Source organism: Chlorogloea sp. CCALA 695 (genome assembly GCF_003003885.1).
In the GTDB taxonomy this organism is placed as follows: Bacteria; Cyanobacteriota; Cyanobacteriia; order Cyanobacteriales; family Chroococcidiopsidaceae; genus Aliterella.
Map to the genome: position 1 here is coordinate 127,162 of NZ_PVWN01000001.1, position 20,761 is coordinate 147,922.

A 20,761-nucleotide genomic window follows, 5' to 3' on the forward strand; every position below is an offset into this window, starting at 1 on the left:
TCCTTCCGCCATTCGCTCGATGTTGCTGCTTTTAGTCTAGGGGATAGCGGTATAGATAGGTTAAATGCGATCGCTCATTTATTTTAACCACCTTACTAATTCCATCCCCAACTTGACGCTGGCAATTCCTCCTAAAGCACTAGCAACCCCATAAATTAATGCTGGTACAATCTGCACGGCTTTAATTAGACTTACTGTATCTAATCCATAAGTAGAAAACGTTGTATAAGAACCCAAAAACCCCGTAGCTATTAGTAATCTTACTTCGGGAGTAATTGTTATTACTGTTTCTGTTGCCAAACTAAAAAATAAGCCCATCAAGAAACAACCAGTCATATTAATAAAAAACGTACCGTAGGGAAAAGCAACCCCAAAACGCTCTACAAACCATAAGTTAAGGTAGTAGCGACTCAAAACCCCAGCAACCGCGCCTAAACTAACAGCTACAGGATTGCGAATTGCAGCATCGTTAAATATCAAAATCTAAGCTCGTAAATAATTAAAATCTATATTGTTTTGGTTTCTAAAGTTAGATTATATACATTCTGAGTTTTGAAATGTAATAGAAACTACGAAAAACTAAGTAGCTAAATAAGTCCTACCCTGCAAATCTGATTTTAGGTAGATGCAATAAAGAGAAATTTTAAGCAATAATACAACGATTAGATTACCTAGCAATATCAAAAATACAACAAGTCACTTAAGGGCAGAACCTCAAAACGAGTAGTTGTTAATAGAAACAACAGTTTTTGAATTTATAGACAAATAAAAATTACTGCAATCAAGGAGCAAAAGTAATGACTGAATCAAACGATATCCGGATTGAAATTATCCCTCAAGGTAGTGCCATCACTCCTCAAACAAACGCCCTAGTAGAAAGCGAAATGGCTGGAGAAACCGAAGCTATAAAAAGTGAAACAAAGGCTTTGATTGACGCGATTAAAAAACGCGCCCAATCAGAAGCGCAATCGGCGGGAACTATAACCCGTGAAGCTTATCTGAATGCTGTAAAGAAAGCACGGACAACCATTGAAGAAAATAAACTTATCGAACGCGATCGCATTGAGCATTCCTTTGAAATTGTACAAAGAGAAGCAGAGAAAAACTTTAATTCTGTAGCCAAAGAAGTATCAGAAATAGGCGATCGCCTAGCAGATGCAGCCAAAGCCGCTTGGGAAGTCTTGACAGCACCTCGCCCTCGTTCGTAAGCAGTAGAGAGTGTAGACTTCTCTACACTCTTTTTTGCAAAAGTCTTCCCAATTCCCAATTACCCACTCTCTTTTTGCAGCAAGATGGCAACGAATGCTAGATAATGGGGGAATTTGCAATTTCTATAGATCCCATTTTCAGCAAAAATATACTTATGCGAACTCACTATTGCGGCGAAGTTGATAAAAAAGCTATTGGAGAAACCGTCAACCTATACGGATGGGTAGATCGTCGCCGCGATCATGGAGGCGTGATATTTTTGGATCTGCGCGATCGCACAGGAGTAGTACAAATAGTTAGCGATCCTGTGCGTACTCCCACTTCCTACGACGGAGCCAACGCCCTCCGCAATGAGTATGTAGTCCAAATTACCGGAATCGTCACTAAGCGCCCCGAAGAATCCTTAAACCCGCGCCTAGCTACTGGAGAAATCGAAATCTATGCCGAAAGTATAGAAATACTTAACGCCGTTCGCAAACAATTACCGTTTCAAGTAGCTACTTCTGAAACCGAGTCAGTAAAGGAAGATTTGCGGCTGAAGTATCGTTATTTAGATTTGAGACGCGATCGCATGGCGGGAAACATGAAATTGCGCCACCAAGTCGTTAAAGCTATTCGCCGCTACCTCGAAGACGAACAAAATTTTATTGAAGTTGAAACGCCAATTTTGACTCGTTCAACCCCCGAAGGCGCTAGAGATTATTTAGTCCCCAGTCGCGTCAATCCTGGAGAATGGTTTGCTTTACCTCAATCGCCGCAACTATTTAAGCAATTATTGATGGTATCGGGGATGGATCGTTATTATCAAATTGCCCGTTGTTTCCGCGATGAAGACTTGCGCGCTGACAGACAGCCAGAATTTACGCAATTAGATATGGAAATGAGCTTCATGGCTCAAGAAGATATTATTAATTTGAATGAAGACTTAGTTTGTCATATCTTCAAAACTGTTAAAGGTACCGATTTACCTCGTCCTTTTCCCCGGCTGACTTATACCGAAGCAATGGAACGCTACGGGAGTGATAAACCTGATACTCGTTACGGTTTGGAACTTGTAAACGTTTCAGACTTATTTAGTACATCGGGATTTAAAGTATTTTCCGGCGCGGTTGCAAGTGGCGGTGTAGTAAAAGTGTTGCCAATTCCAGGGGGAAACAATGCAATTTCTAACGTTCGCATTAAGCCCGGTGGAGATTTATTTAAAGAAGCTAGTGTTGCGGGGGCGAAAGGTTTAGCTTACATTCGGGTACGCGATGATGGCGATATTGATACCATTGGGGCAATTAAAGACAATTTAAGCCCAGAGCAAAAACAAGAATTACTTAGCCGTACAGGGGCGAAAGCTGGAGATTTGATGCTATTTGCGGCAGATAAGGTCGAAATTGTTAACAAAACCCTCGATCGCTTGAGAAGTGCGATCGCTCTGGAGTTGAATTTAATTGATGCTGACAAAATTAACTTGCTGTGGGTGACAGATTTCCCGATGTTTGAATGGAATGGGAGCGAGCAGCGTTTAGAAGCCCTACATCACCCCTTTACTGCGCCCCATCCTGACGATTTGCACGATCTTAAAACCGCTAGAGCGCAAGCTTACGATTTGATATTCAACGGCTTTGAAATTGGCGGCGGTAGTTTGCGGATTTATAAAAAAGAAATTCAAGAACAAGTATTTGCAGCCATTGGGTTAACAAAAGCAGAAGCTGACAGTAAATTTGGCTTTTTGCTAGAAGCCTTTGAATACGGGACTCCACCTCACGGAGGTATTGCTTACGGCTTAGATCGGTTAGTAATGTTATTAGCTGGTGAGGAGTCCATTCGTGATGTAATTGCTTTTCCCAAAACTCAGCAAGCTAGTTGCTTATTGACGGCTGCGCCTTCAGGTGTAGATGACAAGCAGTTAAAAGAATTGTACGTTGCTTCTACGTACGATCCCAAAGCTTAATAATTTTGAGTTGATTTCAAAAAACTGCCTAATTCAAAATTATTTACGTGTCCCCTCCTATGAATCGAACTTTTACACCTCTGCAACAGTCTTTATTTACTTGGCTGCTAATCCTAGCGACAGGATGGGCGACACTTAGCGCTTTGAAATACGTAGGCGAGTTGCTGAGTATTTTAATTACGGCTGGATTAATTGCTTTTCTACTCAATTACGCTGTAGCGGCGTTAAGTCGCTTTTTGCCTCGTGGTTTTGCCGCTTTACTCGTCTACTTACTTGCAGGAGTAACAATTGTAGTTATTGGCTTAACTGTCGTACCTCCGGTATTTAACCAAGCTAGGCAACTTGTAACTAACTTACCTTCTTTACTAGAGGGAGGACAAGACCAACTTACCGCCTTTCAAGATTGGAGCATCGAACATAATTTACCTTTTGACGTGCGAATACTGGCATCACAGCTATTAGATCGAGTACAAACTCAAGCAGAAGCGATCGCCTCTACAGGTTTTGGCTTGGTTATTGGCACTTTTAACTGGGTTTTAGACTTAATTTTAATCTTAGTAATCGCTTTCTATATGCTGATTGATGGCGAAAAGCTATGGCTAACTATTACGGGGGTATTTTCCCCCAAAATTCGTAGTGGCTTAACTGAAGCATTGCGGCGCAACTTACAAAGGTTTGTCTCTGGTCAATTGCTCTTAGGCTTATTCATGGCAACTACCCTAACTTTGGCGTTTTGGTTGCTAAAAGTGCCATTTTTCCTTTTGTTTGCCGTAGTTATTGGCTTACTAGAAGTTGTCCCCTTTATTGGTGCAACTTTAGGAATTGCGATCGTTACAGTGGTTGTGGCTTTTATTGACTGGTGGCTGGCTTTGCAATTATTGGGAACTGCGATCGCCATTCAACAGGTAAAAGATAATTTAGTTGCGCCCCGCATTATGGGAAATCTTACAGGTTTATCGCCAGTAATTATTTTTATTTCCATTTTATTAGGCGCTCAAATTGGCGGCATATTAGGTGTAATTTTAGCAATTCCTCTAACGGGTGTTGCTAAAAGTTTGGCAGAAATTGTTGTCGATCCGCGCCTACCGCCGCAGACAGGATCGTTTTTTCACAACCCTTTTGCCAAAGATACAATTGATATAACTACAGAAAATTATGATGGCGATGGACGTTCTCGTTCTGACAAGTCGCAGTTAAATTTACCCTGATTAAACTATGAACAAGTACAAGGAAATTTTGCGGGTTATCCTGGCGATGTCAATTATCATCGTTGGTATTCTTCACTTTGCCATCCCCGATCCTTTTGTAAAAATTGTCCCGCCTCAACTTCCTGATCCTCTGGCATTAGTCTATATCAGTGGAGTTTTTGAAATATTGGGCGGAATTGGGCTATTAGTCCCAAATGTTAGCCGTGCCGCCGCTTGGGGTTTAATTGCGCTATTTGTCGCCGTTTTTCCAGCTAATATCAATATGGCAGTTAATCGCATCCATCTCGACAATGTTCCCGATTCACCCGTATTTCAATACATCCGTTTACCCCTCCAAGCGGTACTAATTGCTTGGGCTTACTGGTATACAAAACCATCCTCCGATGCTCGTAATCAAGCTTCATTAATCAACTTAGATGAAAAATAATTGCGATCAGTCACAATAAAATACTCAGAGATTCCCCCTTTTAAGGGGAAAAATATTTATTATACCCCCTTTTTTAAAGGAGCTCGCCAACTACAACAAAAGGACTTTTACAACATTTCTAATAAGCCTGCTATCCACTATTTTTGATTAAGCGGACACGGGACGGTATTTCTTCCTGACCAATCGGTAAAAGTATTTTCATCTTTATAATGTCGGGGAGTTTCCATCAATAAATTCCAAGCATCCCCAGCATCTAATAAATTCATCCGACCAGGATAATGAGTTTGAATTAACTCTTGCACTAGAGGATAATAATCTGAGTTTATACCAGGAAAAATATGATGTTCGGTATGATAAGAAAAGTTTAAATGTAACTTATCAAATATCTTAGGAACGCGTAGAGAAATACTATTTATCAATGGATCATTAATCGTTGTCATGCGACAAAGCATATGATTTGTATAAATATAAAACATCAATCCCGCGTAGCCAATACCAATAGGTAGAAAGTAGCCAAGTACAAGTTTTAAAGGCGAAAATTGCAGAAACGCAATAATACAAAAGTGCAGCGATAACATTACTAAAAGTTCACCCAGTATTGCTACACGTTTCTTAGAACTACGCGAAAAAGCGGCGGGAACGTAGTCAGCAGGTTTTTGATTAAATAATAATGTAGAAGTCAAATTGCGAAAAGCATGGACTCCCCAAGCCGTAGCCATTCCTACAGTTAGAAATAGCGGATTAACAGCAAAAGAAGGTACAAATAGGTTTTGAATCCACTTACCCCAAGTTTTAGGTTGTTCGTATAAATAATTGCGATCAGGATCGGCTAAGGAGTTTGTTTTGCTATGATGTTCTTGGTTATGTACTGCTTTCCACATTGTAGGTGGCATCCATAACATTGTTAATCCCAACAAACTTAGAAAGTGGATTAAGCGATTATTTTTAATTACGCTGCCGTGCATGATGTTATGAGACGTAAAGAGTAAAACAATTACACTATTTCCCATGACTACAGCTATTGGTAAATAAAGCCAAAGCAGATATACAGACCAATTATTTAGCTGCAATGCGATCGCCCAACCGCAAATTAGTATGGCTATATTCAATAGTAAAACGAAGATTTTACTCGGATCGCTTTCAAAAGCCTTAGCAGGAAGAAATGGTCGCAAGGTTTTTGCATATTCAGCTTGAGTAATCATCCGATCGTCAATTTTCATGCATTTTGTGAAGGTAGATGACTTATTTAAAAAAATCAAGCTAATTTTTAACTTGATTTACGATTTGATTGTACTTAGACAGCTAAATACAACTTGTTAAAAACTTAACCTCTAAAAAACGAAAAAAGAACTTTAAATCGATTTTTTTAAGATACAGCTTTATTTGAGACAAAAAAATATTTGTATAAGCCCAGTTTAGGATGACAAAAAATGGCTTTTGTGTTATACAACTAACCGAAACTATTTTAAATAATTATTTTTGCCCACTATGTGATTGTACAGTTAATTTTTAAATATTTTTCTAGATATTTGTAAACTGAGTTTACAGAGGTTTTTAGGTATTCTAGCGGCACAAATTACAGGCAAGGTCGCTCACAATTGGCACTTTGGGATCGCCAGAATATCAAGCAGATTTAGCAGAACATTTAAAAGAACAACTCGTACCCGATAGTTTTTGGCAGTTTTTACAAGGTAATAAAATAAAAATTGTTATTGATGGAGATAAAACACTTCCTTACCAAGAAGCAGAACGGCACATTGCTAGTAAAGAACGGGATATTGCCTTTACTCTCTCCCCAGTGATTTCTGTAACAGTTAAAGACAATGGCTATACTTTTGCAGCGCGAATTCCTAGTAGCAAAACCTATCAATCAGCACTATTTGTCAAAGCTGATAGCGCCATTAAATCCATTGACGATATCAAACCGACAACTACAATCGCTTTAGGTGCGACTAATTCAGCCTCTAGCTTTTATATGCCGTCCTACGACCTATATGGCAAGCGCGCAACACTATATATAGGTCATCGGGGTTCAGAAATTTTAAAACTGGTGAAAACAGGCAAAGCCGATGTCGGGTCGGCAGCTTTGGGAGATACGATTAAAGCTACAGATGCAAATATTCGCATCTCATCCATCAAAGTTGAGATATCCCTAGTTCGGGAATTTATTTATCTTCTAAACTCTCCGAATCAGACCGTCAAACGCTGAAGAAATTGCTTATAACGCTCCAAAAGACATTCAAAAAAAAGCTAATTACGCTTCAGGCTTAGAACCAGACTATACGTTTTTTAGAGGAATTATTGGTAAAGCTCAAAGCATTCAAATTTGCTCAGACTTGACAAAAATCCTGTCAATTTATTTTGTGCTGACAGTTATAAGCTGATTACTGTAACTGGCAAAATCAATGGTTGGAGTAATAAATCTAGCGATCGCGTCCCAAATCTTAGAGAAAGTAGCGGTAAGATTTATCGCCTAACTATATCGCCACAGATACTTAATGAAGCGATCAGTAATTCTGAACCAATAGGTATCCAAGGTAAAGAAGTTCAAATCAAAACAGCTACCATGCCACAGAGACTTGCAGATGGAAGTTTTGAATTGAAGATTAGGCAAGCACGTCAACTAAAGGTTTTAGCTACTGCAATCGCTACAACTACTAATCAAGCATTATGAACCAAAAACTGGCTGGCTTAATAAGACTAACGCTGATTAGCTCTGTTACTCTTAGTATTGCAACCGTATCTAATTTTTTCACCTATCACAAATACTGGAACTTTACGATCTTTGCAGTCTTTGCAGTAGAGTTCAATATCTTGTCTCATTCTCTACCAACAAAGTTATCGATAGCAAGACCGCTCTAAACTAAAAGACGAGCGCCTGCAAGTACAGCAAATACAACTACGATTAAGTGGTCAAGCAAAAACGGCAAGCAAATCTTGCTGCGATGCAAATTTATAAGCCTTTATTAGATTTCTCTAAAAATGATTGTAGCTGAAACACCTCGTTTAATTCTCCGGCATCTGAATCTAGATGATGTAGAGGACTTGGCGGCAATTTATACAGATCCCGTTGTGATGAGATTCTTTGGTGGTACTTATACTTACGAAAGTACAAAGCAGTGGTTAGAAGAAAGAGTTTTCAAGTGCTATGAGCAAAGAGGATGGGGTTTGTGGGCGACAATTTATAAAATGGAAAATAAGTTAATTGGACGATGCGGCTTAATACCTCAGCTAGTAGATGGGCAAGAAGAAGTTGAAATTGGCTACCTACTAGCAAAAGATTACTGGGGTAGGGGTTTAGCAACAGAAGCAGCCTGTGTTAGCCGGGATTATGGCTTTGAAAAACTGGAAGCAAACCGTCTAATATCGCTTATCGATCCAGACAACATAGCATCGCAACAAGTAGCGAAGAAAGTTGGTTTGTCTTATGAAAAGGATACTTATATGTGGAATAAAACCGTCCGTGTCTATGCAATGTCTGCGGAAAAAGTAATCGCACCAGATAGATAGATGCGATTACTTTTCATCTTTACTGCACAGGTTTTGCTATATCCTGCACCTTAAACCCTGATCCTGCGACTATTTTCCCCGTCGCATAACCGTTACTAACTTCGACTAACTCTACTCTGCCGATAGGAGACGTAATCGAGCGCAATACTCTACCAGTTTGGGGATCTTTAACTTCTTTGACTACTCGCTCAATTGAAAGATTCATCCCACTTTTAAAGCCAGATTCCGAACCTTTATTGATAGTAATTAAGTTGCCGTAATATCAGCAACTATAGCGCTGACGGTAGGTAAAACCGACGGTAAAGCAGCTAATTTGGCATTAGCGGTTACAAGTTCGTTAGACATTTTGGCGATCGCCGACTTCGCCGCCGTACTCAACAAAGTATCTGTATTATCAGTGCTAGTGTTACCACTCAAACCACGCAAGCTAATACCACCACCGCTTTTATCAGCTTTACCCTCGCCTTCAGCAACGGCTAAAATTTCGCCAGTAGTCGTACTAACTAAACGGGAATTGACTTGCACGATCGCTTTATTTTTCTCTGTGCTGCCACCAATCCCTAAAAATCCACCAATGCTACCACCGGATCTCGATTTTTCTACATTAAATTGTGTAATCGTCCCAATTATGACGGCATCAGCTCCTAGAATTTTGCCAATTTGCGCAGCCGTAGAGGCATCTACTCGCCCCGATGTACCAAAATTTTGTTCTTTTAGTATCTGTTCAACTTTGCTGCGCTCCAAGACAATGTAAGTGCCATCTTTAACTAAAGTATTAGTTAGCAAGTCACTAACACCTTTAGCTGGCCCGATTCCTAACCAACCGTAGTAATAGCCAGTAGTGCTGGTACTTGCAAAATCAAAATCTAAAACAGCAACGCGCTTGCGTTCTGCAGGCGCTTAAGCCACAATAATTTTCGCCGCAATTGGTTTGGAAATAGCAGGCACAGGTAAAAACAAGCCTGTAGTTGTTAAAACACTTAATCCTAAACCGATCACACAATTTTTGATTTTCACTTTTTTGGTAATGGCGATTGCTGCTGGTATATAAATACAGAAGTGTTGATGGGTTTCCCGGATTTTTGGAAAAATTTGAGCGTGCAGCGCTAAAAGCGATCGCATTCTTAAACCATTTGTACCACAAAACAATTGAAAATCTTACGTAAATCCTAAGTATATTTTTACCGCTTTAGTCCGTCTAAGTTATCTTAGCGATCGCGCTATTGTTAGTTAATTTTGAGCAGTCCCGGTGCGAACGGCGGGTTTAATTGTAGGTGGGCTAGACTAACTGTAAATGACTGCCTAGCGGTTAAATCAGAGTAATTTATATGAAAAACCTTTTACAAAAACAGTCACTAAAACTTATATCAGTATTGTTTTTAACATTAGCGATATTTTTAGCTACTGATTTATTCAGTTTAGCGATGGCAGAAGTTCAAAAACCTGTGGTAGTCGAGAGGTTGAGCGAAAATATAAAATTGAGCGAGCGAGTAGCTAAAGCAGTAATTACAGAGATATCTCAACAAACAAAAATTCCTGTAAACCAACTAAAAATTACTCAATATGATCGTCAAACTTGGTCAAATGGCTGCTTAGGGCTTTCTAAAGCTGGGGAAATGTGTACTCAAGCTTTAGTAGAAGGTTGGCGCGTAGTGGTGGCGGGAAACAAGCGGACGTGGGTATACAGAAGTAATCGCACTGGGCAAATTCTACGTTTAGAATCTCAAAAAAATCGACTTCTTATAAGTAAGTAATTTATAAATATCTTGATAGTTGTCAAGATATTTGCAGGGCAGTTTGACACGCACCTAAGACAACTAAGTCAGTGTTTTTGAGTCCAAGTAAATGCCGCATCCACGATATTGAGGGTGCAATCGCTCTATAGTAGATTCTTGGGAGAACAATTTATACTTTTCTCCTAAATATAAGCGATCATTTACTTTATTTCACTTACTAGAAAATTTAGCTTTCAATACATTGACAAAAAGCTACAAGCATGAAAATATCTAAAAAACGTTGTACTATTTCAGTCATATCATCTACAGAAGGTTGCACTCAATGATTAATATGCCAGAGTATTACAAAACTTCCGATTCTTACGCAGAGATGCTTCGCAATCAAGATGTAAGTGTCTTTGCGCTGTATATTGATTTGTTTAAAAAATTTGCTAGTCCCGGTGGTTCTGTAATTGATATTGGCTGTGGAGTCGGTACAAGTACCCTGTTGTTAAGACAAGCAGGATTTGATGCGATGGGAACTGATGTTTCGGAAAAGTTTTTACCGGCTTCCAAAGATAAATTTTGCGTTGTAGACTTTCAAAACGCTGTAGATATTCCTAGCAACACTTATTCGACAGTTGGGACAATGAACGTGATTGAACACGTTGAAAATCCAAAAAATTTTCTTGCAGAAATAGTTCGAGTAGTCCAACCAGGAGGAAAAATTATCCTGCTGGCTCCGAATCTAACTTCGCCGATTGTACCAGCAGGTATTGTCAGAGACTTGCTTAAAAAAAATACTCCCTATCTCGGTATTACCAGTTTGTCTAAAGCCTTCGCCTTAGTAGGAATAAACTTCTGGCGCTCTTTACTAGCAGAGCTTGGGAGGAATGCTTTTGAAATGCGTAAACCTATTTTGGACAATGGCATTGTTGGCTACGATGCTGATGCGGTGTACTGGACAAATGCAAGGGAAATTAGCCGCTTTTTGGAATCGAAATCTTGTAAGATTCTTTTGTTTCAAAAGCAGGGTAGCTCTACCCTATCAAAATTAATTGCCAACCTGCTGCCCGGATTTGCAGGTAAAGTGTGTATTGTGGCACAAAAAAACTAACTCACTGTTAGCCGAGGAAGTTTTAAAAAATCAAGTTGTTATTATTAAACGGTTGGAAGTAAAGAAATTGCTAAATCTGATTTAGATAAGTATTTTAAAGCAAAAACCCTTGGTAGTAACTACATTCTTAACGAGCATCGCCAATTAAGATAAATGGCGACCAATACAAAGGATGCTTGGTAATTAGGCTTAGTTTTGCTAGGCGTAATGCTTCACCTTTAGTTTTACCCTGGTTAAGATTTTTGTAAAACTCAATCATTAATTGTTTTGTCTCCTCATCCTTGGCTAACCAGAGACTTGCGATCGCACTTCTAGCTCCTGCACGTTCAAATAAGTAAGCAATTCCCGCAAATTCTTCTCCATTAGAAGATGTGTGCAAAGCGGTTTGACAGGCACTTAATACAACTAAATCGGTGTTTTTGAGTCCAAGTAATGCAGCATCAGCAATATTGAGAGGGCGATCGCTAAATAATAACGTATTTGCCGACATTTTTAAGTCCGCACAACCTTGGGGTTGAAAACAGCCGTGAGTTGCTAAGTGCAGAATAGAAAAACGGGGAGCAAGGTTTCTAAAGTTGCTTAAAGTCGCTTGTTTTCTCAGGTAAGATTCGCTTGGTAATAAAGCCGTAATACTTTTTACTTCCGCTTCTGCTCCAGCTAAATTGCGTCCATCATCTGGGGAAGGATTACCCAAAGCCAGCAGATTTAGCTTTTTACTCGGCGGTTGTTGTAAAGAGCGGCTAGAAAGACGAGTAAGATTATTAATTGGGTACTTTTCAATCAAATACTTACCCTTTTTGCTGTCAATTAAGGTTTCAAAAGGAATATAACGTAGTTTCCCCGTCGCAATAATGCTCAGTTGAGTTGCATTAGCAATTTGAGCTTCTACGGGACGGATGAGAATATCGTAGAGTTTTGCACTTGTTGAGCGGAATTTTTTGGGAAACCTAATATCGGTTAGTTCTTGGCGGTACTGAGTAACTAAAGCGTCAAAGGCTTTGACATCAAGGGGTTGTTTTGTAACGGTGACTTTCTCCTTGGTGACGACAAACAGCGCGACTTCATCAGGTACATTACTTACTTCTGTAAGTAAAACTGGCTGAATAATTACAGTTCCGGCGGGAATATTTGCCCGTAATTTAGCAATGTCGGTAGGTTGAAATTCAAATAGTTCAGCAACTTCAGGAAACTGGCGTGCGATAGTTTCTGCTTGTTGATTTACTTGGGTTTGCATTTTGTCAACTTGCGCTGATAGTTCGACAGAAAACTTTGCTTGCAATTGTTGGCGCAAAGTTTCTAATTGACGGTTAGATTGATTCCATTGCTCGATAGCTTTTTGCGCCTCAAGGTTGGCAACTTTGGCATCGATTAAACGAGAATAATCGGCAAGATCGGCGGTAGTAGTAAGATTAACCCATTCATAGGCGCGATCGCTCTGATTTTGGTCTATTAGCAAGCTAATTAACCCAATACCTTTACCATTGCTACTTTTAAGAAACTGTTGACGATTTGCTTTTTCTAGTCCTTTACGAATTTTTAAAGTAAGTTCTACCGCTTTCTCTAGATTTTTAATCGCTTCAACAGGTCTATTAGTATCTCGATAGACTGTGCCAATATTGCCAAAAATAGCAGCTTCGGTTCTGGTATCGCCGATTTTTTGCACAATTAACAAGGCTTGGTTGTAGTACGTTAACGCTTGCTTTAACTGTTTGCTTTCGTAATAAACTAAACCAATGTTGTTTAAAGACACAGCTTCGCCGCTAATGTCGCCGACTTCTTTATAAATCGGTAAAGCTTGGTTGTAAAATTCTAAAGCTTTTTGAGGTTGTTTGAGATTGCGATAGACTTCCCCAATATTATTTAAGGTAGTCGCAGTAACAGGGCGATCGCCTGCTTTAAGTAAGATCGGCAATGCCTGGTTGTAGTAAGTTAAAGCTTTTTCTGGCTGTCCCAAGGCATTGTAGGCAACTCCAATATTATTTAAAGTGCTAGATTGTTGAGCAACATCGCCGACTTTTTGAAACAGTGGTAGAGCTTGATTGAAAAAGTCTAGAGCTTTTTGGAGTTGCCCGATATTATTGTAGAATCCGCCAATGTTATTTAAAACTGTGCCTTCTAGTCTCGAATCTCCGGCGGCTTTAACTATTGGCAGTGCTTGGTTGTAATATTCTAATGCTTTTTGCGGTTGCCCGATAGTATTGTAGACTTCACCAATATTATTAATGGTCGTGGCTTCTTGAGTGCGGTTGCTTACTGCTTTAAATATTGGCAAAGCTTGGTTGTAAAGTTCTAGGGCTTTTTGGGGATTTCCGGTAGCTAGGTACGTTCCAGCAATATTATTTAGGGTAATTCCAACTCCTGTGCGATCGCCTACTTCTTTAAAAATTGGTAAAGCTTGGTTGTAAAGTTCTAGAGCTTTTTGGGGTTGTCCGATTTCCTTATAGACTTCACCGAGATTATTTAGAGTTCCGGCAATTTTGGGGCGATCGCCGATTTTCTGTAAAATAGGTAAAGCTAAGTTTAAAGATTCTAATGCCTGCTGGGGTTTTCCAGTAGCTAAGTACAATCCTGCAACGTTATTTAAAGTAGTAGCTTCTTGGCTAAAATAACTAATTTTTCTACTGATTGCTAAAGATTGGTTATATAGCTCTAATGCTTTTTGGGGTTGATTTACTTGATAAGCTTTACCAAGATTATTAAGTATTGTAGCTGATCCTGAAGGATTGTTCGTTGCTTTGAAGACGGGGAGAGCCTGATTATAAGTATCTAAGGCTTTTTGAGTTTCTCCGATTTTGCTGTAATTTAACCCAATCCCAAGCAGCGCTGTAGCTTCCGTTTCTTTGTCTTGACTTCGCCTAGCTAGAGTCAAAGCTTGATTAAAAGTAGCGATCGCTTTATTAGGTTGTCCTTGTTTTGTTTGTTCCAAACCCTGCGCAATTAATTGGGATTGAGGAGATGAAGTCGTAGCAGTTTTAGGCGGTGGAGCGGTTGGAGTGGAGCCAAAACCCGCAGCTAAAACACTTTTTGTTAACTCAATTGCCTGTAATATCTCTAATTCGGTTTTTTTATCTTTTAGTTGTCTGGCAATAACTAAAGCCTTTTGCAATGTGTTAAGGGACTGTTGTAGTTGTCCAGTTTCGGTTTGTTTTACTGCTTGTTGTAGGAGTTGTTGTAATTCTTGCGTTGGAGAAATTCGCGTTTGTGCCGCAATAGGAGCTATGGGCAGTATGGTTATGCAAGACAGAGCGATCGCAACAGTTAAGACTTTAATTAGTTTTTTCACTAGGTTGCTCCCGATTTTTACTTTTGGCGATCGCATCGATAACTACTAAATAACAAAGGGCTGAATTTCGCTATTACTCCATTTTCCTTGAAAACGCTCGACTACAAAAGGTCTAATCACAAACTTAGCGGGGATGCCATCAAGGACATCAATCCGCAAAAACGAATAAGGGCGGCGTTTTTGGGAACCTTGACCTGCACGACCAATGTATAAAAGACTTCTTGCTGAGACATTACCGCCGGGGTTTTCAGTCAATTCGACTCCTTCGCTGCGTTGACGGCGCAAGCTAAAGCCACTACCACCGCAAACAATCCAATTGATATGAGCATCAGCGTGTCCGGTATTGCCTGTACGGAGATATTCTAGACAATGAGCGTGACCGTTTAGAACTAAATTTACCAAAGGGCGATCGCCATTTAAAGAGCCAAGCTTACGTGCAACTTTATTTAGGACTTCACGAAAGCGAAGTCGGACAGCGATAGTTTGTGACTGATGCCACTTAGTTGCTTCAGTAACGTAAGGGGGATGGTGAAAGTAAACGACACGTCCCCGAACGTCGGGATTATGCCAAGATTCAATCAAACTATTGGCAAACCAGTCTAACTGTTCAGTATCAACCATAGTAGTCTCATCGGCGGCTAATTGTTTATCGATATCGTTACGCAACTCGTCTAGCTGTTCGATTTTGGTACGCAGATCGTCTAATTGTTCAGAATCTGTCGAATTAAGCTTAGTAGACTCCTCAATATAAGATATTTTTTCGCGTTCTAGGCGATCGCGGTTTTGCTCTAACTGGCGGCGCTTTTCTAGTCCAGCAATGTCTTTAGATAAAGGTGAAGGAGAATTAAAAGTATTAGAATCGAGGGCAAAAAAGTCAACTCCCCCACTTTGGAAACTGTAGTAGCGATTAGGTAAACGAGTAAAGCTACCAGGTTCGTAATAAAGACAACGCCCAGAGTTAGTTTTTGCCGTATAGTGGCGATCAAGATGACGAATTAAATCATTTTCGTCCTCAAAGCCTTTAAGATAGTCCATAAACGCTTGAGCGTAGGCTTTACCTTGATGGGAACCATGCCAACCAATATCGATATCTAGTTTTGATTGCAGCAAGCGGCGCAGGGGTAAAGCAGTCTGAGCCATTAGCCCGTAGATAAAGGGCAAATCGTAGTAGTCATGATTGCCGAGTACGGGAAGAAACGGTTTATTGAACACCATTTTGTCGTAATCAATTTCTTTAGGATGTTCGCCGCCAACAATAAATTCTCGATAGGGCTTAATAAAATTTTTGTAATAGTATTCGCTAGAACCAACTAGATAGATAACATCGCCAGTATGCAGTACAAAGCGGCTAGAATCCTTGTGATTGAGCATTTGCATGGCGACCTGCCTTTGGGGATTGTGACCGCCGTGAGGGCCTGCGCCACTATCTCCCACCACCAAAAATGAGAAGTTTGGATTGTCGGGAGTGCGATCGCCCAAAACAAGTTTAGTTTGGTCAATTCCCCGTTCTGTAATTACTTTATCTTGCCACCGTACTCGTTGTTTCATCTTGCGAATTTTGACCGAGATAGGCGGATCGGAAACAAATCTCATATTAATTACTTACTTTCTATATTTTTTATATTTTGCGATTACTGTACTTTTGTGCGCTCAATTAGTATTAGTAACTGTATAGAGCAAGCATAACCAGGATATGCCCATAGACCCTTTTGCAGGGGGTTTAGGGTTTGCCCCCAATTTCTGGTCTTCCCTAAGACAAACTAAAAGCAGAAGAATAACGGGTTTATTGAGAGACATTTTGCAGGGGGTTTGGGGGAGGCAACTCGTCCCCCAATGGGGGGTTTGGGGGGCAGACCCCCCATATTCGGTTTTTCTTATAAAAGAAACAACTGCAAGTTACAAGTTTGTGCGTTGTTCTTTCATCTACCTAAAGCAGAAAGTTAAGTAAACAAAACATAAATGCTAGTAATAATTAAAACTACAGTAGTAACTTGAGCCGCTTGAGCTTGGGGAGAATGAGCGATCGCCTCCCTAACCGATATCGAAACCGATGCGCCAATTCCATAACTCAAACACAGCACCAAATAAGCCCAATGAGGAACAAAACCCCAAACTACCAGTAAAACCATCGCCAAAAATAGCATCAATAATTCGATAAAGGGGGCGGGGTTATACTGGCTCGACCAAATTAAGGTATTTAGCCAAAAACGACAGGTTCTCATTAGCAATTAGCGGGCGTTTGTTTTAGTTTGACCAACACCGTTTGTTTGAGCATCAGTTGTTGATTCCAGACCAAATACGCGGTTAAAAGACTTCTCTACCTTATAGCCCGAATCAATCGACTCTAAAGGGTCTTTACGTAAGCGGTGGCGCAAGCACAAAGTCATAACTTTACGGATATCATCGATAGTAACTTCGGTGCGTCCTTCATAAGCCGCCAAAGCTTTAGCAGCGCGGTTAGTCACAATATCACCCCGCAAACCATCAACATCTAATTCCGAACAGACTTGAGAAATTTTGACCCGCAAATCGTAGTCGAGATTTACCGAAGATAGAAGCTGTTGAGCGCTAACAATTTGTTGTTGTAAAGTTACTTGCTGAGGCTCGTAAGTTACTAAAAAGTCTTGAGGTTTTTGGTCAAACTCTGTACGTTGCTCGACAATTTGCACTCGTAAAGCAGGCTCCTTGACAGTCCGAATCTCCGCGTGCATTCCAAAGCGATCAAGCAGTTGGGGGCGCAATTCACCTTCTTCAGGATTGCCCGAACCAACCAACACAAAACGGGCGGGGTGACGAATAGATATTCCTTCACGTTCAACAGTGTTCCAGCCGCTTGCAGCCGAGTCTAATAGCACGTCTACGAGGTGATCGTCTAGCAAGTTAACTTCGTCAACGTAAAGAATGCCGCGATTAGCTTTAGCTAGTAACCCCGGTTCAAAAGCTTTGACTCCTTCCGATAGAGCTTTTTCAATGTCAATAGTGCCACAAACTCTGTCTTCGGTAGCACCTAAAGGCAAATCTACCATCGGTACTTTTTTTTGGGCTACAGGGAGGTCAATTTGTTGCTCTAACTGGCTGCGGATAGCGTCGCTCATCAAATCGGGGTCTTTGGGGTCGCTATTAAAGGGGTCATCGGCAACTACAGTAATTTCTGGGAGCAAATCAGCAAGCGCCCGAATAGTGGTAGATTTACCCGTACCGCGATCGCCCATAATCATTACGCCGCCAATTTTGGGATCGATAACGTTTAATAATAATGCTAATTTCATTTCTTCTTGACCGACGATCGCCGTAAAAGGAAATACGACGCGACGGGCTAGGGGGGTTGGGTTCACTTACACTTACCTAAAAAAAATTGTCAAGGATACCGTTTACAATTTTGCCACACTGGCAGGAAACAACCAATCATTGTTGGGCTTGCCATAAAAATTGATGTTTAGTTACAGTTCACGGCGCGATCGCTGCGGTAGGCTAGATCGTGTAATTAAATTTTTTATTAAATTCGTTGTTATATGTCCGCAATTTCCAGTACTCCCCGCACAATTCGCATTGGTTCTCGCGCTAGTCAATTAGCTTTGGTGCAAACTCATTGGGTGCAAGCCCAGTTGCAAAAAGCTTATCCCGATCGCACTTTTGAAGTCCACACAATGGCGACTCAAGGCGACAAAATCTTAGATGTAGCTTTAGCAAAAATTGGTGACAAAGGTTTATTTACAAAAGAGCTTGAAGTAGGGATGTTGCAGCAAGAAATAGATTTTGCCGTGCATTCATTGAAAGATTTACCGACAAATTTACCTAATGGTTTAGTTTTGGGAGTCGTTACCGAACGCGAAAATCCTGCCGATGCGGTGGTATTCCATGAAAAATACCGCGATTTCCAAATTGATGCTTTACCCCCTGGGGCAGTAATTGGCACTTCGTCTTTGCGTCGATTAGCTCAATTGCGCCACCATTACCCCCATTTAACGTTTAAAGATATTCGGGGAAACCTGATTACTAGACTTGCAAAGCTCGATTCTGGCGAATTTGATGCGATAATTTTGGCGGTAGCGGGATTGCAAAGATTGGGAATGAGCGATCGCATTGGTCAAATACTAAAGCCAGAAATTTCCCTTCATGCAGTGGGACAAGGGGCTTTAGGGATTGAGTGTCGCAAAGATGATGTTGAAGTATTAGCATTACTTAAAGCCATTGAACACGCACCAACGCGCGATCGCACTTTAGCTGAAAGAGCTTTTTTACGGGAACTAGAAGGCGGCTGTCAAGTACCTATTGGCGTTAATTCGGTTATAGACGCTGAAAATTTAACATTGACAGGAATTGTCGCCAGTGTTGACGGACAGCAAGTAGTTACGGGTAAAGTATCGGGTCTAGTTGCAGAACCAGAAAATGTTGGGATTGAGTTAGCACAGCTATTGAGAAAGCAAGGCGCTAAGGAGATTTTAGACACAATCTTTGAAGCAGTCCAACGAGGCTAAAGTAATAGATGAATTTTGGGGTAGAGACGTTGCAGTGCAACGTCTCTACAGTTATTTTGAAGTCACGCCAAATCATTCGTATACCTGAATTGGGCAATGTTAAAGGATTAATTTCTTATTTGCACTTTTCCCGACTTTTGCCCGAACTCTAATATGATGACGGTACTAATTAACAGAAAACGCCAAAATCACCATGCGAATTCTATTTGTTGCAGCAGAAGCAGCGCCCGTTGCTAAAATTGGCGGGATGGGAGATGTAGTTGGGGCTTTGCCAAAAGTATTAAGAGCAATGGGGCATGATGTACGAATATTCATGCCTTATTACGGTTTCTTGCCCGATAAAATGCCGATTCCCTCCGAACCTGTTTGGAATGGCGCGGCAATGTTTGAGTCTTTTTCTGTCCACGAAGCAGTATTACCAGGTACAGACGTACCATTGTATTTATTTTCTCATCCCAACTTCGCGCCGCGTCGGATTTATGGTGGAGATGATGAAGATTGGCGGTTTACACTATTTGCCAATGGAGCGGCGGAATTTTGCTGGAATTACTGGAAACCAGAAATAATCCACTGTCACGATTGGCATACAGGCATGATTCCGGTGTGGATGAATCAATCTCCCGATATCAGTACGGTGTTTACAATTCATAACCTCGCCTATCAAGGGCCTTGGCGGTGGTTTTTGGAAAAAATTACCTGGTGTCCTTGGTATATGCAAGGACATAATACAATGGCGGCGGCGGTACAGTTTGCCGACCGCGTAAATACTGTTTCTCCCACCTACGCCGACCAAATTAAAACCCCAGCTTATGGCGAAACTCTAGAAGGTTTGATGTCTTTCATTAGCGGCAAATTGTCAGGAATCGTCAACGGTATTGATACAGAAATGTATAATCCAGCCGATGATAAATATATTACTCAAACCTTTAACGCCGAAACTTTAGAGAAACGTCCCGCTAATAAAATTGCTTTGCAAGAAGAAGTTGGTTTAGAAGTCAATTCCAAGGCTTTTTTAGTCGGGATGGTGACGAGGGTTGTTGAACAAAAAGGTATTGATTTAGTATTGCAAACCTTAGACAGGTTTCTAGCTTATACTGATGCTCAGTTTGTATTGTTAGGGACAGGCGATCGCTACTACGAAACTCAGTTATGGCAACTTGCTTCGCGCTATCCCGGACGAATGGCAACTTATCTACTTTATAGCGATGCGATCGCCCGACGGATTTACGCAGGTAGCGATGCTTTCTTGATGCCTAGTCGGTTTGAGCCTTGCGGTATCAGTCAAATGTTAGCTTTGCGTTACGGATGCGTCCCCATTGTCCGGCGTACTGGTGGACTTGTAGATACAGTTTCTCATCACGTTCCTAGTAACCATACAGGTACGGGTTACTGTTTTGATCGCTACGAACCCTTAGACCTTTACACTTGTATGGTACGGGCTTGGGAGGGCTTTCAGTATAAAGAAAACTGGAAAGCATTGCAGCAGCGCGGCATGAGTCAAAACTTTAGTTGGGAGCAATCGGCTAAAGAGTACGTGGATCTATATAGGTCAATGTACGGGTTGCCACCACAAACCGAAACCGCAGCACCGCAATTAGTAACTAAATAGTATCGCTGTTATCGCTTCAGTTCTTACAAAAAGACTGAAGCTAAACTTTTTTAATGGATAGGAGGTATTTAATTTATGTAACACTTTTGACTTTAAAATAACTCAGCCTGTGTAACTAGGAATCTTAGCTTTAGCTACAGTTAAATATTTGCACATTTACAGTAAAAGGTTATGAGTAAGATTTTTTTCAACACTGAAATTAGGGTTGCTTTTTTTGTTGGCGCTATTGGTTTTTACAAATATTCTGCCCGTTTTTGCTGGGG

19 protein-coding genes and 1 pseudogene are annotated in these 20,761 nt (G+C 40.7%); 11 read left to right on the forward strand and 9 right to left on the reverse strand.

Going from position 1 to position 20,761, the window contains the following annotated elements; genetic code table 11:
* Positions 1-78: 78 nt before the first annotated feature.
* Positions 79-480, reverse strand: a complete 402-nt coding sequence (gene crcB, locus C7B70_RS00565) for a fluoride efflux transporter CrcB (RefSeq protein ID WP_199191973.1) — start codon at positions 478-480, stop codon at positions 79-81.
* Positions 481-797: 317 nt separating this feature from the next.
* Here crcB and C7B70_RS00570 point away from each other — a divergent pair, with 317 nt between their 5' ends.
* The 4 genes from C7B70_RS00570 to C7B70_RS00585 all read left to right on the forward strand — a co-directional run bounded on the left by C7B70_RS00570 (position 798) and on the right by C7B70_RS00585 (position 4,786).
* Positions 798-1,208 (forward strand): hypothetical protein, encoded by a 411-nt coding sequence (locus C7B70_RS00570; protein ID WP_106367125.1) that lies wholly within the window; start codon positions 798-800, stop codon positions 1,206-1,208.
* A 155-nt stretch (positions 1,209-1,363) separates the two neighbouring features.
* Positions 1,364-3,151 carry an aspartate--tRNA ligase gene (aspS, locus tag C7B70_RS00575; protein WP_106367278.1) on the forward strand — a complete coding sequence of 596 codons (1,788 nt, stop codon included), beginning with the start codon at positions 1,364-1,366 and terminating at the stop codon, positions 3,149-3,151.
* A gap of 59 nt (positions 3,152-3,210) precedes the next feature.
* The gene (locus C7B70_RS00580) at positions 3,211-4,359 is read left to right on the forward strand and encodes an AI-2E family transporter (RefSeq protein WP_106367126.1); all 1,149 of its coding nucleotides are present in this window, start codon (positions 3,211-3,213) and stop codon (positions 4,357-4,359) included.
* Between the two features lie 7 nt (positions 4,360-4,366).
* A complete protein-coding gene (locus C7B70_RS00585; protein WP_106367127.1) occupies positions 4,367-4,786 on the forward strand; it encodes a DoxX family membrane protein in 420 nt (139 codons plus the stop codon).
* 137 nt (positions 4,787-4,923) lie between these two features.
* Here the strand turns inward: C7B70_RS00585 and C7B70_RS00590 are convergent, their stop codons facing one another.
* Entirely contained in the window at positions 4,924-6,006 is a 1,083-nt protein-coding gene (locus tag C7B70_RS00590) for a fatty acid desaturase (protein WP_106367128.1), read from the reverse strand.
* 386 nt (positions 6,007-6,392) lie between these two features.
* Between C7B70_RS00590 and C7B70_RS00595 the strand changes: the two genes are divergently transcribed.
* The 3 genes from C7B70_RS00595 to C7B70_RS00605 all read left to right on the forward strand — a co-directional run bounded on the left by C7B70_RS00595 (position 6,393) and on the right by C7B70_RS00605 (position 8,296).
* Positions 6,393-6,995: a PhnD/SsuA/transferrin family substrate-binding protein gene (locus C7B70_RS00595; protein WP_158260464.1), complete on the forward strand. Its 603-nt coding sequence runs from the start codon at positions 6,393-6,395 to the stop codon at positions 6,993-6,995.
* A 117-nt stretch (positions 6,996-7,112) separates the two neighbouring features.
* The gene (locus tag C7B70_RS00600) at positions 7,113-7,460 is read left to right on the forward strand and encodes a hypothetical protein (RefSeq protein WP_106367130.1); all 348 of its coding nucleotides are present in this window, start codon (positions 7,113-7,115) and stop codon (positions 7,458-7,460) included.
* 308 nt (positions 7,461-7,768) lie between these two features.
* Positions 7,769-8,296 carry a GNAT family N-acetyltransferase gene (locus tag C7B70_RS00605; protein ID WP_106367131.1) on the forward strand — a complete coding sequence of 176 codons (528 nt, stop codon included), beginning with the start codon at positions 7,769-7,771 and terminating at the stop codon, positions 8,294-8,296.
* Positions 8,297-8,315: 19 nt separating this feature from the next.
* Here C7B70_RS00605 and C7B70_RS26750 read toward each other — a convergent pair whose 3' ends face one another.
* The 3 genes and pseudogenes from C7B70_RS26750 to C7B70_RS26760 all read right to left on the reverse strand — a co-directional run bounded on the left by C7B70_RS26750 (position 8,316) and on the right by C7B70_RS26760 (position 9,418).
* Positions 8,316-8,501 (reverse strand): hypothetical protein, encoded by a 186-nt coding sequence (locus C7B70_RS26750; RefSeq protein WP_199191974.1) that lies wholly within the window; start codon positions 8,499-8,501, stop codon positions 8,316-8,318.
* Positions 8,502-8,542: 41 nt separating this feature from the next.
* Positions 8,543-9,181 (reverse strand): annotated as a pseudogene (locus C7B70_RS26755) (CsgG/HfaB family protein); the annotation flags it as partial.
* A 15-nt stretch (positions 9,182-9,196) separates the two neighbouring features.
* Complete coding sequence (locus tag C7B70_RS26760) at positions 9,197-9,418, reverse strand: hypothetical protein (RefSeq protein ID WP_199191975.1); 222 nt, start codon at positions 9,416-9,418, stop codon at positions 9,197-9,199.
* 206 nt (positions 9,419-9,624) lie between these two features.
* On the opposite strand from C7B70_RS26760, the gene C7B70_RS00615 reads away from it, so the two are divergent.
* Entirely contained in the window at positions 9,625-10,050 is a 426-nt protein-coding gene (locus C7B70_RS00615) for a hypothetical protein (RefSeq protein ID WP_106367132.1), read from the forward strand.
* Positions 10,051-10,354: 304 nt separating this feature from the next.
* Entirely contained in the window at positions 10,355-11,128 is a 774-nt protein-coding gene (locus C7B70_RS00620; protein ID WP_106367133.1) for a bifunctional 2-polyprenyl-6-hydroxyphenol methylase/3-demethylubiquinol 3-O-methyltransferase UbiG, read from the forward strand.
* A 127-nt stretch (positions 11,129-11,255) separates the two neighbouring features.
* On the opposite strand, the gene C7B70_RS00625 is transcribed toward C7B70_RS00620, so the two are convergent.
* The 4 genes from C7B70_RS00625 to bchI all read right to left on the reverse strand — a co-directional run bounded on the left by C7B70_RS00625 (position 11,256) and on the right by bchI (position 17,746).
* Positions 11,256-14,411, reverse strand: coding sequence for a tetratricopeptide repeat protein (locus C7B70_RS00625; RefSeq protein ID WP_106367279.1), 3,156 nt, complete (start codon positions 14,409-14,411; stop codon positions 11,256-11,258).
* A 45-nt stretch (positions 14,412-14,456) separates the two neighbouring features.
* The gene (locus C7B70_RS00630; protein ID WP_106367134.1) at positions 14,457-16,004 is read right to left on the reverse strand and encodes a metallophosphoesterase; all 1,548 of its coding nucleotides are present in this window, start codon (positions 16,002-16,004) and stop codon (positions 14,457-14,459) included.
* Positions 16,005-16,351: 347 nt separating this feature from the next.
* Positions 16,352-16,633, reverse strand: a complete 282-nt coding sequence (locus tag C7B70_RS00640) for a hypothetical protein (RefSeq protein WP_106367136.1) — start codon at positions 16,631-16,633, stop codon at positions 16,352-16,354.
* Between the two features lie 6 nt (positions 16,634-16,639).
* Positions 16,640-17,746, reverse strand: coding sequence for a magnesium chelatase ATPase subunit I (bchI, locus tag C7B70_RS00645; RefSeq protein ID WP_106367137.1), 1,107 nt, complete (start codon positions 17,744-17,746; stop codon positions 16,640-16,642).
* 177 nt (positions 17,747-17,923) lie between these two features.
* Here bchI and hemC point away from each other — a divergent pair, with 177 nt between their 5' ends.
* Both hemC and glgA read left to right on the forward strand, forming a co-directional pair.
* Positions 17,924-18,889 carry a hydroxymethylbilane synthase gene (gene hemC, locus C7B70_RS00650; protein WP_106367138.1) on the forward strand — a complete coding sequence of 322 codons (966 nt, stop codon included), beginning with the start codon at positions 17,924-17,926 and terminating at the stop codon, positions 18,887-18,889.
* Between the two features lie 193 nt (positions 18,890-19,082).
* Complete coding sequence (gene glgA / locus C7B70_RS00655) at positions 19,083-20,498, forward strand: glycogen synthase GlgA (RefSeq protein ID WP_106367139.1); 1,416 nt, start codon at positions 19,083-19,085, stop codon at positions 20,496-20,498.
* Positions 20,499-20,761 lie beyond the last annotated feature (263 nt).